The organism is Telluria sp. RB2R28, assembly GCF_059685835.1.
The window spans coordinates 533,370-547,639 of the sequence record NZ_JCASIK010000001.1; the positions used below are offsets into that span (position 1 = coordinate 533,370).

The window sequence follows — 14,270 nt, forward strand, 5'->3', positions numbered from 1 at the left end:
GCCCAACCATCCTTAGGACCGCTTCAGCTGGTTGATGACGCTGGCGACCTTGGTGGTGATCATGTCGACCGCCGGATTGTTTGCCCCGTGCGGAATGATGACATCGGCATTGCGCTTGGTCGGCTCGATGAACTGCTTGTGCATCGGCCGCACGGTATCCAGGTACTGGCTGATGACGCTTTCCACCGAGCGGCCCCGTTCCGTGATATCGCGCTGCATGCGGCGGATGAATCGGATGTCGGATGCGGTGTCGACGAAGATCTTCAGCGACATCATGTCGCACAGCGCCGGGTCATACAGGGCAAACAGGCCTTCGATGACGATCACCGGCGCGGGCTTGACCCGAATGGTCCGGTCGGAGCGGTTGTGGAGCGTGAAGTCGTACTCGGGCATGTCGATCGACTCGCCCCGGCGCAGCGCCTGGACGTGCTGCACCAGCAGCGACCACTCGAACGCCTGCGGATGGTCGTAATTCTGCTGGGTGCGTACTTCGGGGCTGAGGTGCGTCTGGTCGCAGTAATAATCGTCCTGCATCACGACCGAGACCATCTCGGTGCCGAATGTGGACAGCACTTGCCTGGACACCGTGGACTTGCCACTGCCGCTACCGCCCGCGACGCCAATAATAAACGGTTGAAAAGGAAAACTGAGCATGCCGAATGATACCGGATTCGGGACCGGACCGACAGGTCCCGGGACCCCTGCCGCCACCGTTACTTCAGGCTGCGCAGCGCCGCTTCCAGCGCCGGATAGGTGAACTCGAACCCCTCGCGGGCGAACCGCAGCGGCACTACCCGCTGGCCTTCGAGCAGCAGGTCGGCCTGCTCGCCCAGCGCCAGGCGCATCGGCCAACCGGGTGTCGGGAGCACGCATGGCCGTTTCCAGACGCGTGCGGCCGCCTGGCTGAATTCCAGTTGCGACACCGCGATCGGCGCGGTGAAGTTGGTTGCACCGAACGTGGGCGCAGATGTATCGCTGAGCGCCTGCTTCCAGCGGTGCGCGATGCCCCCGATCAGGTCGTCGATGTGAATCCACGACAGCCACTGCCGGCCGCTGCCCAGCCGGCCGCCAATGCCCAGCCGGATCGGCAGCAGCATCATCGGCAGCGCGCCTTGCTCGCCCAGCACCAGGCCGAAGCGCATGCACTCGACCTGCACGCCGTGGCGCACGGCGCCGGCCGCGGCGGCTTCCCACTCGCGGCACAGGTCCGACATGAACATCGGCTGGGGCGGCGCTGCTTCGTCGAGCTTGGCGTCGTCGCCGATCCGCTGGATGCCGTAGTAGCCAATGGCCGACGCCGACAGTAACAGCTGCGGCTTGTGGCTGGCACGGCCGATCCAGTCGACCACTTTGTCCGTCAAGGCGACGCGGCTCTGGCGCAGCGCCGCCTTGCGCGCGGCGGTCCAGCGCTGGCCGAGGATCCGGGCGCCGGCCAGGTTGACGACGATGTCGACCTGGTGGTCGAGCGGCAGATCGTCCATCGAGGCGATGGTGCGCACCTGCGCGCCGAGCAGCCCGGCAGCACGCGCCACGTCGCGGGTCAGCGCGATCACCTGATGGCCGTCCTGCAGCAGCGCGCGTACCAGGTGCTGGCCGACGAAGCCCGTTGCGCCTGTCACCAGTACGCAGCGGGCAACGGTGTCGAACACGCTGGGTGTCTTGCTGGATGTCGGTGTCGCACTCGTTGTCAACTTGTTCTCCGGTTCTTTGTTCTCAATTCTGCCAAGACAGGAATGTAACACTTCCGCTGACAGTAAACGTTGGTACCCCAGCGTAATTGATCTCGGCAGCGATCAGGATTACCTTTGCCGCACAACCTGCATAACAAAAGAGCATGGCCGGCCCCGCAGTGTCCCGAGACCACGGTCCGAGGAGGCGATGGCGACAGGCCATGCATTGGAGACGTATCACCAGCGACGCGCCGGGTGGAACCGGCCGCCGCACCTCGTAGGAGCCACCCTGTGTCCTCTCATGTCATTGCAATCTGCGTTCTGGCGCTCATGTTCATCGTCGCCACCGCCATGCCCATCAATATGGGCGTCATCGCGTTTGTCGGCGCCTTCCTGGTCGGCACCATCGTCTTCAGCATGGAGACCAAGGCCATCATGTCCGGCTACCCGGCCGAGCTGTTCCTGACCCTGGTCGGCATCACCTTCCTGTTCGCCCAGGCCCAGAACAATGGCACCATCGACTGGCTCGTCAGACTGGCCGTACGCGCCGTCGGCGGGCGCATCGCCGCCATTCCGTGGGTCATGTTCGCGGTCACCGCGCTCCTGACCTCCGTCGGTGCCGTCAGCCCGGCCGCCGTGGCGATCATCGCCCCGATCGCGCTGGGCTTTGCCGCCAAGTACAAGATCAATCCCCTGATGATGGGCCTGCTGGTGATTCACGGCGCGCAGGGCGGCGGCTTCTCGCCGATCAGCATCTATGGTGGCATCACCAACAAGGTCGTCATGGAAGCCGGCTTGCCGATTTCACCGCTGACCACCGCGTTCACCAGCCTGGGCGTGAACCTGGCCGTGTCGATCATCCTGTTCTTCGTGTTCGGCGGCGCCAAGCTGATGCGCCAGGAAATGCCGAAGTCCGGCGCCGGCATCCGTCCGATGACGCCGTTTACGCCACCAGTGGCAGTCGCAGCGCAGGGCCCGCAGATCTACGGCGACGCCGAAAATGAAACCGGCAGCGAAGAGCGTCTCACCGCGCAGCGTTCGACTGCCGCCGTCGGCGCAGTCGGTAGCGGCGGCCCCGGTTCGGGCCTGGGCACCGGCGACATCGACCTGCATGCCGGTCCGACCTTCCACCAGATGTTCACCGTTGTCGGCCTGGTCGCGCTGGCCGTGCTTACGCTGCTGTACAAACTCGATATCGGCTTCGTTGCCCTCACCATCGGCCTCTTGATTTCGATCCTGTCGCCGCAAGTGCAAAAGCGCGCCATCGGCCAGGTGTCGTGGCCCGAGATCATGCTGATCGTCGGCGTGAGCACGTATGTCGGCGTCATGCAGAAGATGGGCACCATTACCTGGGTCGGTGACAGCGTCGCCAGCCTGACCTCGCCGCTGATGGTGGCCTTGCTGCTGCTGTTCGTCGGCGCCATCGTCTCGGCCTTTGCCTCGTCGACCGCCGTGCTGGGTTCGCTCATTCCGCTGGCCGTGCCGTTCCTGGCGTCGGGCACCGGTGTCGACGCCATCGGTTTCATCGCCGCCATGGCCGTCGCATCGACCATCGTCGACGTCAGCCCGTTCTCGACCAATGGCGCACTCGTGCTGGCCAGTGCCCAAGGGATCGACCGCGACGTATTCCTGCGCCAGCTGATGATCTATGGCGGTATCGTGACGCTGGTTGCACCGATCGTCGTGTGGCTGCTGTTCGTGGTGTTGTAAGGCCACGCAAATTTTAGGAACTATCATGAATCATGCTGAAGGCCGCTGGACCGGCCAGCAACGAAACCGCAGCGAGCGCCTGGCCCGCGCCGGCGCCGCCCTTGGCGGGGCGCTCGACGGCAAGGTCGTCCAGGCCTCGCACATCGTCGAGCTGCTGCACGCGGTGCTCGAACCGGGCGACCGCGTCTGCCTCGAAGGCAACAACCAGAAGCAGGCCGACTTTCTCGGCAAGGCCCTGACGCGCGTCGATACGGCGCGCGTGCATGACCTGCACATGCTGCTGTCGGTGCTCTCGCTGCCCGAACACCTGGACGTGTTCGAAAAAGGGATCGCCTCCAAACTCGACTTTTCGTTCTCGGGTCCGCAGGCCGGGCGCCTGGCCAAGCTGGCGCAGACGGGCAAGCTCAATATCGGCGCGATCCACACCTACCTCGAGCTGTTCGCGCGCTACTTCATCGACCTGACGCCGCGCGTGGCGCTGGTGGCCGCCGAGATGGCCGACCGCGACGGCAATCTGTACACCGGCCCGAATACCGAAGACACGCCGGCGATTGCCGAAGCGACGGCCTTCAAGAGCGGCATCGTGATCGCGCAGGTGAACCAGATCGTCGACAAGCTGCCCCGCATCGACATCCCCGGCGACTGGGTCGGCTACGTCGTGCAGTCGCCCACGCCGTACTACATCGAGCCGCTGTTTACACGTGACCCGGCCTTGATCTCGGAAATCCAGGTGTTGATGGCGATGATGGCCATCAAGGGCATCTATGCCGAGTACGAGATCGAGCGCCTGAACCACGGCATCGGCTTCGACACGGCCGCCATCGAACTGCTGCTGCCAACCTACGCTGCGAGCCTGGGCCTGAAAGGCAAGATCGCCCGTCACTGGGCGCTGAACCCGCATCCGGCCCTGATCCCTGCGATCGAAGCGGGCTTCGTCGAATCGGTGCACTCGTTCGGCTCCGAGCTGGGCATGGAAAACTATATCCGCGCGCGGCCCGACGTGTTCTTCGTGGGGCCGGACGGCTCGATGCGCAGCAACCGCGCCTTTTCGCAGGCGGCCGGGCACTACGCGTGCGACCTGTTCATCGGCTCGACGCTGCAGATCGACTTGCAGGGCAATTCGTCGACCGCCACGCTGGGGCGCATTGCGGGCTTCGGCGGCGCGCCGAACATGGGCGCCGATGCGCGGGGCCGGCGCCATCCGAGCAAGGCCTGGCTGAAAGCCGGCGAAGAGGCGCGCGCGGGCCGCAACGTGATCCCGCGCGGACAAAAGCTGGTGGTGCAGATGGTCGAGACCTTCCGCGAGCACATGGCGCCGGCCTTCGTCGACAAGCTCGACGCCTGGCAGCTGGCCGAGCAGGCCGGCATGGCGATTCCGCCCGTGATGATTTACGGTGACGACGTCAGCCACATCCTGACCGAGGAAGGCATCGCCAACCTGCTGCTGTGCCGCACGGATGAAGAGCGCGAACAGGCGATCCGCGGCGTGGCCGGCTACACACCGGTGGGCATGGCGCGCGACAAGCGCATGGTCGAGAACCTGCGCGACCGGGGCATCATCCGCCGGCCCGAAGATCTCGGCATCGACAAACGCATGGCGACCCGCGACCTGCTGGCCGCCAAGAACATGAAGGGCCTGGTGCGCGCATCGGGCGGGCTGTACGACCCGCCGAAGCGTTTCAGGAACTGGTAAGGAACACATATCATGGAAACGCTGAACTATCGTTTCGAAGGCGGGCAGCGCCCATTGAGCGGCATGCCGCAACTGGTGGGCGTGGTCGGCTCGGGCAATCTCGAAATCTTGATCGAACCGGCGCACCTGAAGGGCGCGTGCGAGATCGAAGTGCGCACGGCGGCTGTCGGTTTCGGCGCCACCTGGCAGGCCGTCATGGCCGACTTTCACGCGCGCTGGAGCCTGGCCGATGCGCGCGTGAGCGTCAACGACATGGGCGCCACGCCGGCCGTCGTGAGCCTGCGCCTGGATCAGGCGGTCGAGTCGATCGCTGATCTTCCGGGAGGCGCGCCATGAGCAGCTACCAGGAACTCACGGCGCGCCAGCGCATCCCGGCCATGTTCGACGCCGGCACCTTTGAAGAATTCCTGCCGCCGTCGCTGCGCATCGTCAGTCCGCACCTGGCGCAGCTCGATGCGGCCGTGTCGTTCGACGATGGCGTCGTCGTCGGGCGAGGCAAGCTCGGTGGCCAGGTCGTGTTTGGCGCGGCGCAGGAGGGCGGCTTCATGGGCGGCGCGGTGGGCGAAGTCCACGGCGCCAAGCTGGTGGGCATGCTGCAGCGCGCGATCGACGAGCGGGCGCACGCCGTCGTGCTGCTGCTCGAATCGGGCGGCGTGCGGCTGCATGAAGCCAATGCGGGCCTGATCGCCGTGTCGGAAGTCATGCGCGCAATGCTCGACGTGCGCGCGGCCGGCATCCCGGTGATCGCGGTCGTCGGTGGCGCCAACGGCTGCTTCGGCGGCATGGGCATCGCGGCGCGCTGCGCCAACACGGTCATCATGTCCGAGGAAGGGCGCCTGGCGATGTCGGGCCCCGAAGTCATCGAGACCGCCAACGGCGTCGAAGAATTCGATTCGCGCGACCGCGCGCTGGTCTGGCGCACGACGGGCGGCAAGCACCGCTACCTGCTGGGCGACTGCCAGGTGCTGGTGGAAGACGACACCGAGGCGCTGCGCGCTGCGGCGCTCGCAGCCATCGCGGATATCCCGGCAGGCGGTGCGCCGTTGACGCTCGACGGCCTGCTGGCCGAGCAGGCGATGCTGGAACGGCGCCTGCATGACACGCAGGGCCTCACCGAACCGATGGATATCTGGAAGGGACTCGGCATGCCGGATCCGGCGCGGGTGCCGATGCTGGAGCCCGACGAATTCCTTGAACTGGCGGCGCAGCACCGCGCTACGCCTACGTTGGGAGAACGATGATGGATTGGCAGAACGTAGCAGCACAACTTTTCCCCGGCGGACATACCATCACCGAAGCCGACAATTTTTTAAGTGGCAGCGCGCAGGTCGACGGCAAGCCGGTGGCCGTCATCGGCACCACCGGCCACACGCCGATCGGCATCGAGATCGCGCTGGCCCAGGCGCAGGCGATCCTGCGGACGGTGCGCGAGCATCCGGGCCGGCCGATCCTGATCCTTGTTGACACGCAAGGCCAGCGCCTGCGCCACCGCGACGAGATGTTGGGCATCAACAGCTACATGGCGCACCTGGGCAAATGCGTCGACCTGGCGCGGCGCGAAGGCCACACGGTCATCGGCCTCGTGTACGACCAGGCGCTGTCGGGTGGCTTCATCACCAGTGGCTTGATTGCCAGCGCCTGTTACGCGCTGCCCGAGGCAACCATCCGCGTGATGGGCTTGCCGGCAATGGCGCGCATCACGAAGGTGCCCGAGGAACGCCTGACCGAGCTGGCGAAGGACAATCCCGTGTTCGCACCAGGCCCGGAAAACTACCTGCTCATGGGTGGCCTGCACGGCATCTGGGATGGCGATCTGGCGGGCGAATTGATTTGCGCACTGGCCGATGCCAAGGCCGGGGACGGGCGCATGGCGCTGGGCCTGGCGCGGGGCGGCCGCCTGATGGCGCACCCGGTGGCGCAGGCGGTCAGGGTGGGCAGCGATGTTCGCCCGGCATGACCTGGTCTGGCTGACGAGCCGCGGCTGGCAGCGCGTGCGCGACGGCGCGCCGCAGGCCGCCCTGTCTGCGCTGGACCGCTGGCGTGACGGCGGCTGGCCAGCGGTTGTGCGGCGCACCGAAGCCGGCATGCTGCCGGGCGAGGTGGCGATCGGTTTCCCGCTGCCGCCGCGCCCTGAAGACGGCGGCAAACTCAAATTCGGCTGCGCCGTCGAGATGTCCGATATCGGCCGGCGCACGCGCGCGTTGCCGCTCGTCGGCGCGCTCGACGCCGTGCCGGCGCAGTGGCGCGAAGGCCTGGAAGCGCTCGAACGCCAGGCGGCCGACGCCGGCGTGAGCCTGAGTGTGTATGGCTCGGTGGCGCTGGCCGCGCTCACGGGCCAGTATTATCTGACGCCGCTGTCCGATATCGACGTGCTGCTGCAGCCGCAGACGCGGCGCCAGCTGATGATCGGGCTCGATCTGCTGTCGTGGCATGCGGGCATTCTGCCGCTGGATGGCGAAGTGGTGTTTCCCGATGGGCGCGCGGTCGCGTGGAAAGAACTGCGCGCGGCGTTTGCCGGTGCGCCGGGCACGCGCGTGCTGACGAAAGGGCTGGACCGCATCGCGCTGGTCCTGCCCGAAGCATTGATGGCCACGCTGGAGGAAGAACATGGATGACCTGAACCCTGTGCAGACGGAACGTGCGCCTGGTTTGCACGCACAGGGCGACGCCAGCGAGCGCGCCTTTTGCCAGCGCATCGCGCGCGTGGCCGTACGCAGCCTGTACGCGGAACTGGTGCTGTATCCGAAGCCGGGCCTCGTCTCGAAGGTCGACAACGGCAGCCATACCGACATGACGGCCGCCACCTTCGTGCGCAGCCTGTTTGCGCTGCGGCGCTACTTTGGCGGTATCACCCGCGCCGGCATGCTGGATGCGCCATTCCACACACTGAAACAACTGGGGATCGATGCCGAGACACGGATGCTGCGCGCGACCGGCGGCATCAACACCCACCGCGGCGCGATCTTTTGCCTGGGCATGCTGTGCGCAGCCATCGGCCGCTGCCGGGCGCGCGGCGAGGCCTTGACCCCGGCGCGCATTGGCGAGGTGCTGCGCGCCTGCTGGGGCCAGGCGCTGGGCGCGCACAGCGTTGTCGACGGCGAGCCTGTTTCGCACGGCGCCCGCGCCGTGTTGCGCTACGCAGCGAGCGGTGCGCGCGAAGAAGGCGCGCTTGGCTTCCCGTCGGTGTTCGACGTTGGCCTGCCGGCGCTGCGCAGGGCATTGGCAGCGGGGCGTGGCATGCGCGAAGCCCGCATCGACGGGTTGTTCGCGCTGATGGCGCACATCAGCGACACCAACGTCTACCATCGCGGCGGCGTCGAAGGCGCCTTGACGGTGCGGCGCCAGGCGCGCGCCTTCATCGCGCGCGGCGGCACGGCTGCGCCGGACTGGGAAGCGCGGGTGCTGGCCAGCCACCGCACCTTCGTCGCGGCGCGCCTGTCGCCGGGCGGCGCGGCCGATCTGCTGGGCGCCGTGTGCCTCGTGCACGCGGTGACGACGCGCTGATGGCGGGGCGCCTTGCCATCCTGTGCCCGGGACAGGGCGCGCAGCATCCCGCCATGTTCGACATGGCGCGCATGGATCCTGCTGCCAGCCGTCTGCTTGAGGAGTGGTCCGCCGACCCCGCACTGGGCGCAACGCTGCAGGCGGGCCTTGGCGAAGAACGCTTCACGAACCGCATCGCGCAACCGGCCATCGTCGCCGCCACGCTGGCGATGTGGCGCGCGTTGCAGGAGACGATCCCGATCCCGGCGCTGGTAGCCGGCTACAGCATCGGCGAGTTGTCGGCCTATGGTGTCGCCGGAGCGCTGGCACCGGAGAACGTGATCAAGCTGGCCATCGAACGGGCGCGCCTGATGGACGCCTGCGTGACCGATGGCGCGGCGCAGGGCATGGTGGCGCTGTCCGGCATGCCGTCCGGGACGGTTGACGCGTTGCTGGCGGGCGCCGGCTTTTACCCGGCCATCGTGACTGGCGACGATGCGCTGGTGGCGGGCGGCCTGGCCGCGCAGCGTGACGCGTTGGCCAGCGCCGCGATGGCCACCGGTGGCCATGCCACGGTGCTGCCGGTCGCCGTCGCGTCGCACACGCCGTTGCTGATGGGCGCGGTCGCACCGTTTGCGGTCTTGCTGGCTGCCGCGCACTGGCACGCACCCGCGTTCCCGGTGCTGTCCGGCATCTCGGCCGAGCCGGTGTTCGATGCGGACAAGGCGCTGGCGGAACTGCCGCGCCAGATCGCTGAACCGATCCGGTGGCGTGACTGCATGGACGCGTTGGGCGAGGCCGGCGTCACGGTGGCGCTTGAACTGGGACCCGGCGCTGCGCTGTCCCGCATGTTGCAGTCGCGCAACCCACATATCGCGTGCCGCTCGGTCACGGAATTTCGCTCGCTCGACGGGATACGCGTCTGGCTAGACAGGCAGCTCGACTGACATTCACGAAGCTGATGTCTGATATTGCAACTCAGAATTGGAAAACACGCTGAGTCGCCTATATAACAGTTGTACACCAACTGAAACCATAGGCGTTGCCCATGTGGGCGATGCAATCGAAGGAGCTCTACGTGAAAAAGATTGTCCACGCACTGGTCGCCGCTGCCGGCAGCCGCGCCAAATATGCCCTGCGCAAGCGCGCTGAAGCCATCAAGCCATCGAAGGTCGATTACCGCCTGAACGCCGGCGGCTGGAACTAAGCAGTACGCACCGCCACCTGCTGGCGGACTGATGAAAAGGCTGGGCCCGTACTGCGGGCCGGCCTTTTTTTACGTCTGGGAGCGTCGACTTATGGCTGACTGCGGAACGGACTGCGCTCGTTCAACTCGTCGAGATAGTCGTCGATGCCGCCGGCTTCACGCTGCAGGAAATTTTCCACCGCATTGGCAAACGACGGATGCGCCAGCCAGTGCGCCGACCAGGTCTTGGTCGGCAGGAAGCCGCGCGCCATCTTGTGCTCGCCCTGTGCGCCGCCTTCGAACGTGCCGATGCCCTGTTCGATGCAGAATTCGAGCGGCTGGTAATACGCGGCCTCGAAGTGCAGGCACGGCACGTGTTCCAGTGCGCCCCAGTAACGGCCGTACAGCGTGTCGGCGTCGTGGATGACGAGTGACGCGGCAATCGCGCGGCCTTCCTGTTCGGCGATCACGAGCAGGATATTGTCCGGCATCGTCGCACCGATGCGCAGGAAAAAGTCCAGGTTCAGATACGGCGTCGAGTGGTGGTCTTTGTACGTGTTGCGGTAGCAGCGGTTGAACAGCACCCAGTCTTCGCGCGTGGCATCCGCGCCCCGCACCCGCCGCATCGTGACGCCGGCATCGACTACCTTGCGCCGCTCGGCGCGGATGTTCTTGCGCTTCTTTGGCTCCAGCGTGGCCAGAAACTCATCGAAACTCGCATACCCCCGGTTCAGCCAGTGAAACTGCACGCCGCTGCGCAGCAGGAAGCCGGCCTCGCGCAGCGCCTGCGCCTCGTCTTCGGGCGGGAACAGGATGTGGGTCGACGAGACTTCGGTGGCCGACTGCGTGGCCGTCAGCACGTCGATCAGCGCGGCGCGCGCGGCGGCATCGACCGCCAGCAGGCGCGAACCGGCCACCGGCGTGAACGGAATCGCCGACAGCAGCTTCGGGTAATAGTCGAGGCCATTGCGCGCATAGGCATCGGCCCAGGCCCAGTCGAACACGTACTCGCCATACGAGTGGCCCTTGACGTACAGGGGCAGGGCGGCCGCCAGCACGTCCGCCGCGTCGTACAGCAGCAAAAATTGCGGCTGCCAGCCGCTTTCGGGCGCCGCGCTGCCCGACGCGTGCAGCGCGTGCAGGAAGGCGTACGAGAGAAACGGCGTCGGCGCTGCCTGGGCCTGGACCAGCGCGTCCCATGGCGCTTGCCCGACTTCGGACAGGCTCGAGACGATATGCGTGCGATAATCTGTCATTGCTTTCAACATTGCTTCCAATTCCAAGAAGTGAGTGCCACGGGCAGCGATTCGCCGCGTCGGCACTGCGAGAGACCCTTATGACCAGCCGATTCTTCAATCTCTATTCGCACCATTTTGCACGCGTTGCGGTCGCCATCCCGCGCATCCGTGTGGCCGATCCGGCCTACAACGTCGAACAGACGATCAAGCTGGCGCAGCAGGCAGCAAGCGAAGGCGCGGCGCTTGTCGCGTTTCCCGAGCTGGGTCTGTCCGCCTACACCTGCGACGACCTGTTCCACCAGCGCGCGCTGCTCGACGCCTGCCTGGGCGGCTTGCACACCGTTCTCGATGCCTCGCGCAGCCTGCCGCTGGCCATCGTCATCGGCATGCCGCTGCGGGTCAACCACATGCTGTTCAACTGCGCTGTCGCCATCGCCAACGGGCGCGTGCTGGGCGTGGTGCCGAAAAGTTATTTGCCTAATTATGGCGAGTTTTACGAATCCCGGCAGTTCACGCCCGCCGATTGCGCGCCGGTCGACCAGATCGACCTGTTTGGCGAGACCGTGCCGTTCGGCGTGAACCTGCTGTTCGAGGTCGCCAACCTGCCGCTGCTGCGCTTTCACCTCGAAATCTGCGAAGACGTCTGGGTGCCCGTGCCCCCGTCATCGTTCGCGGCGCTGGCCGGCGCCACGGTGCTGGTCAACCTGTCGGCATCGAACGTCGTCGTCGGCAAGAGCGGCTACCGCCACCAGCTGGTGGGCCAGCAATCGGCGCGCTGCATGGCCGCTTACCTGTACACGTCGGCCGGGCGGGGCGAGTCCACCACCGACATGGCGTGGGATGGCCAATCCCTGATCTATGAAAAGGGCGAACTGCTGGCCGAATCCGAACGCTTTTCCGACGAGTCGCACATCATCTTTGCGGACGTCGATCTCGATCGCCTGTCGACCGAGCGCATGAAGGCCACCACGTTCGCGCAGACTGCGCAGCGCCATGCGGCCGAAGTCGCGGCGTTTCGCATCGTGCGTTTCGACCTCGCGCTGCCCGTGGAGCGCAGCTTGCCGCTGGCGCGCGTTGTCGAGCGCTTCCCGTACGTGCCGGTCGACCGCGCCCTGCGCGACGAGCGCTGCACCGAGGTCTACAACATCCAGGTGCAGGCGCTGATCCAGCGCCTGGCGTCGAGCGGCATCCAGAAGGTCGTCATTGGCGTCTCGGGTGGCCTGGATTCGACGCATGCGCTGCTCGTCTGCGCAAAAGTCATGGACCGCCTGAAGCTGCCGCGCACGAACATCCTGGCCTACACGATGCCGGGCTTTGCCACGAGCGAGCGCACGCTCAAACAGGCGCGCGACCTGATGGCGGCCGTGGGCTGCAGCGCGCAAGAGATCGACATCCGTCCGAGCTGCATCCAGATGCTCAAGGATCTGGGGCACCCATACAGCGAGGGCACGCTAGATTACGACATCACGTTCGAAAACGTGCAGGCCGGCGAGCGCACCAACCACCTGTTCCGGCTGGCGAACTTCCACAACGGGATCGTGATCGGCACGGGCGACCTGTCCGAGCTGGCGCTGGGCTGGTGCACCTACGGCGTGGGCGACCATATGTCGCACTACAACGTCAACGCCAGCGTGCCCAAGACGCTGATCTCGTACCTGGTGCGCTGGGTCGCCGAGACGGGCACCGTGGTTGCCGAGGGCCAGTCGCAAGTGCTGATCGATATCCTCGACACCGAAATCAGCCCCGAGCTGGTGCCGGGCGGCGCCGCCGATGCCAAGCCCGCGCAAAGCACGCAGGAGCGCATCGGCCCCTACGAGCTGCAGGACTTCAACCTGTTCTACACGTTGCGCTACGGCTTCAAGCCGAGCAAGGTCGCGTTCATGGCGTATTCGGCGTGGCACGACAGTGCGGCGGGCCGCTGGCCGGACGAGACCGGCACGCGCAACCAATACGACCTGGACGCCATCAAGCGCAACCTGTCGATCTTTTTGTTCCGCTTCTTCAAGACCAGCCAGTTCAAGCGCTCTTGCGTACCGAACGGACCGAAGGTCGGCAACGGCGGCTCCCTCTCGCCACGCGGCGACTGGCGCGCACCGTCCGACTCCGAGGCCACCGTCTGGCTCGACGACCTGGCGAATATCCCCGACTCATCGAAAGGACTACCACCATGAAACAGATTACCTGCGTGATCAAACCGTTCAAGCTCGACGAAGTGCGTGAAGCGCTGGCCGAAGTCAATGTCACCGGCCTGACCGTCACCGAAGTAAAAGGCTTCGGCCGCCAGAAAGGGCACACCGAGTTGTACCGCGGCGCCGAATACGTCGTGGACTTCCTGCCGAAAGTGAAAATCGAGGTGGTGGTGGACGATCCGATGGCCGACAGCGTCGTGGACGCCATCATTAAGGCGGCGCGCACCGGAAAGATCGGCGACGGCAAGATTTTTGTACAGAACATCGAGCAGGTCATCCGGATCCGTACCGGCGAAACCGGCCCCGACGCCGTCTAAACAGCCCCCGGGGCGGTGCGTCGTTACCGCCCCATCCGCATATCGAACTTCCACGTCAGCAGCCGCAGGCCGCTGATGAACAGGCAGCTCGACCACAGCGCGAAATCATGCGGCACGCCGTACTTGCCCATGAGCAGGAACAGCCAGTTCCCGATGAAGGCGCAGATCGCATACGGTTTGCCATCCCGGAACACCATCGGCACCTCGTTGCACACGATATCGCGCAGTACGCCCCCGAAAATCCCCGTAATGACGCCCATCATCGAGGCGATGAAGATCGGCATATCCGCCGCCAGCGCGGCTGATACGCCCGCAATCGAGAACAGGCCCAGGCCCACCGCATCGGCAATCACGATCAGGCGTTCCGAGACGATCTGGCGCAGTGTGCGGATGAGGGGGGAGGCAACGAGCGCCAGCACGAAGATCGCGATCGCATATTCCTGGTGCGTCACCCAGAACAGCGGGCGCTTGTCGAGCAGGATGTCGCGCAGTGTGCCGCCGCCAAACGCCGTGATGAACGCGACGGTAAAGACGCCCACCAGGTCCATGCGCTTGCGCCGCGCTTCGATGAAGCCGGAAAATGCCCCGACCAGGATCGCCATGATTTCGATGAACTTGATAAGCGTCATGCAGCAGAGGTCAGGGAATGGTGTTGTGAGATTACCACGGGCTCGGCGCTTGCATAAGAGAATTATGCTCACCCGGCGCCATGGGCGGCCGCGCATCTGACGGGCAGGAAGGAAACCGGAAGGTCACTGCGCCCGGGGCTGTCTAGAGTGGCCAG

At 65.8% G+C, this 14,270-nt stretch carries 15 protein-coding genes; 11 read left to right on the plus strand and 4 right to left on the minus strand.

From position 1 onward, the window contains the following. Positions 1-12: 12 nt before the first annotated feature. Positions 13-654, minus strand: coding sequence for a uridine kinase (gene udk, locus AC56LV_RS02330; protein WP_183550835.1), 642 nt, complete (start codon positions 652-654; stop codon positions 13-15). Positions 655-713: 59 nt separating this feature from the next. Further along, a complete protein-coding gene (locus tag AC56LV_RS02335) occupies positions 714-1,649 on the minus strand; it encodes a TIGR01777 family oxidoreductase (protein WP_499555730.1) in 936 nt (311 codons plus the stop codon). Positions 1,650-1,961: 312 nt separating this feature from the next. On the opposite strand from AC56LV_RS02335, the gene AC56LV_RS02340 reads away from it, so the two are divergent. From AC56LV_RS02340 to AC56LV_RS02380, 9 genes are all read left to right on the plus strand, one after another. After that, the gene (locus AC56LV_RS02340) at positions 1,962-3,380 is read left to right on the plus strand and encodes an SLC13 family permease (RefSeq protein WP_499555732.1); all 1,419 of its coding nucleotides are present in this window, start codon (positions 1,962-1,964) and stop codon (positions 3,378-3,380) included. Between the two features lie 25 nt (positions 3,381-3,405). Continuing rightward, positions 3,406-5,073 carry a malonate decarboxylase subunit alpha gene (mdcA, locus tag AC56LV_RS02345; RefSeq protein ID WP_499555734.1) on the plus strand — a complete coding sequence of 556 codons (1,668 nt, stop codon included), beginning with the start codon at positions 3,406-3,408 and terminating at the stop codon, positions 5,071-5,073. Positions 5,074-5,085: 12 nt separating this feature from the next. Beyond that, the gene (gene mdcC, locus AC56LV_RS02350) at positions 5,086-5,409 is read left to right on the plus strand and encodes a malonate decarboxylase acyl carrier protein (RefSeq protein WP_482898243.1); all 324 of its coding nucleotides are present in this window, start codon (positions 5,086-5,088) and stop codon (positions 5,407-5,409) included. Then, positions 5,406-6,314, plus strand: a complete 909-nt coding sequence (locus tag AC56LV_RS02355) for a biotin-independent malonate decarboxylase subunit beta (protein WP_499555736.1) — start codon at positions 5,406-5,408, stop codon at positions 6,312-6,314. Before mdcC ends, AC56LV_RS02355 begins: the two co-directional genes overlap by 4 nt. Next, positions 6,314-7,030 carry a biotin-independent malonate decarboxylase subunit gamma gene (locus AC56LV_RS02360; RefSeq protein WP_499556769.1) on the plus strand — a complete coding sequence of 239 codons (717 nt, stop codon included), beginning with the start codon at positions 6,314-6,316 and terminating at the stop codon, positions 7,028-7,030. Before AC56LV_RS02355 ends, AC56LV_RS02360 begins: the two co-directional genes overlap by 1 nt. Continuing rightward, a complete protein-coding gene (mdcG, locus tag AC56LV_RS02365; protein ID WP_258837505.1) occupies positions 7,014-7,688 on the plus strand; it encodes a malonate decarboxylase holo-[acyl-carrier-protein] synthase in 675 nt (224 codons plus the stop codon). Before AC56LV_RS02360 ends, mdcG begins: the two co-directional genes overlap by 17 nt. Continuing rightward, positions 7,681-8,577, plus strand: a complete 897-nt coding sequence (mdcB, locus tag AC56LV_RS02370) for a triphosphoribosyl-dephospho-CoA synthase MdcB (protein ID WP_499555738.1) — start codon at positions 7,681-7,683, stop codon at positions 8,575-8,577. Before mdcG ends, mdcB begins: the two co-directional genes overlap by 8 nt. Continuing rightward, on the plus strand, positions 8,547-9,503 hold the full coding sequence (locus AC56LV_RS02375; RefSeq protein ID WP_499555739.1) for an ACP S-malonyltransferase: 957 nt from the start codon (positions 8,547-8,549) through the stop codon (positions 9,501-9,503). The genes mdcB and AC56LV_RS02375 overlap by 31 nt, the downstream gene beginning before the upstream one ends. Before the next feature lie 131 nt (positions 9,504-9,634). Further along, a complete protein-coding gene (locus AC56LV_RS02380; RefSeq protein WP_258837507.1) occupies positions 9,635-9,763 on the plus strand; it encodes a hypothetical protein in 129 nt (42 codons plus the stop codon). Between the two features lie 89 nt (positions 9,764-9,852). On the opposite strand, the gene AC56LV_RS02385 is transcribed toward AC56LV_RS02380, so the two are convergent. Then, the gene (locus tag AC56LV_RS02385; protein WP_499555741.1) at positions 9,853-10,998 is read right to left on the minus strand and encodes a GNAT family N-acetyltransferase; all 1,146 of its coding nucleotides are present in this window, start codon (positions 10,996-10,998) and stop codon (positions 9,853-9,855) included. An 80-nt stretch (positions 10,999-11,078) separates the two neighbouring features. Between AC56LV_RS02385 and AC56LV_RS02390 the strand changes: the two genes are divergently transcribed. Further along, positions 11,079-13,151, plus strand: a complete 2,073-nt coding sequence (locus AC56LV_RS02390) for an NAD(+) synthase (protein WP_499555743.1) — start codon at positions 11,079-11,081, stop codon at positions 13,149-13,151. Then, the gene (locus AC56LV_RS02395) at positions 13,148-13,486 is read left to right on the plus strand and encodes a P-II family nitrogen regulator (protein WP_183550870.1); all 339 of its coding nucleotides are present in this window, start codon (positions 13,148-13,150) and stop codon (positions 13,484-13,486) included. The genes AC56LV_RS02390 and AC56LV_RS02395 overlap by 4 nt, the downstream gene beginning before the upstream one ends. A gap of 23 nt (positions 13,487-13,509) precedes the next feature. Here AC56LV_RS02395 and AC56LV_RS02400 read toward each other — a convergent pair whose 3' ends face one another. Next, positions 13,510-14,115 (minus strand): trimeric intracellular cation channel family protein, encoded by a 606-nt coding sequence (locus AC56LV_RS02400; RefSeq protein WP_499501712.1) that lies wholly within the window; start codon positions 14,113-14,115, stop codon positions 13,510-13,512. Positions 14,116-14,270: the final 155 nt, after the last annotated feature.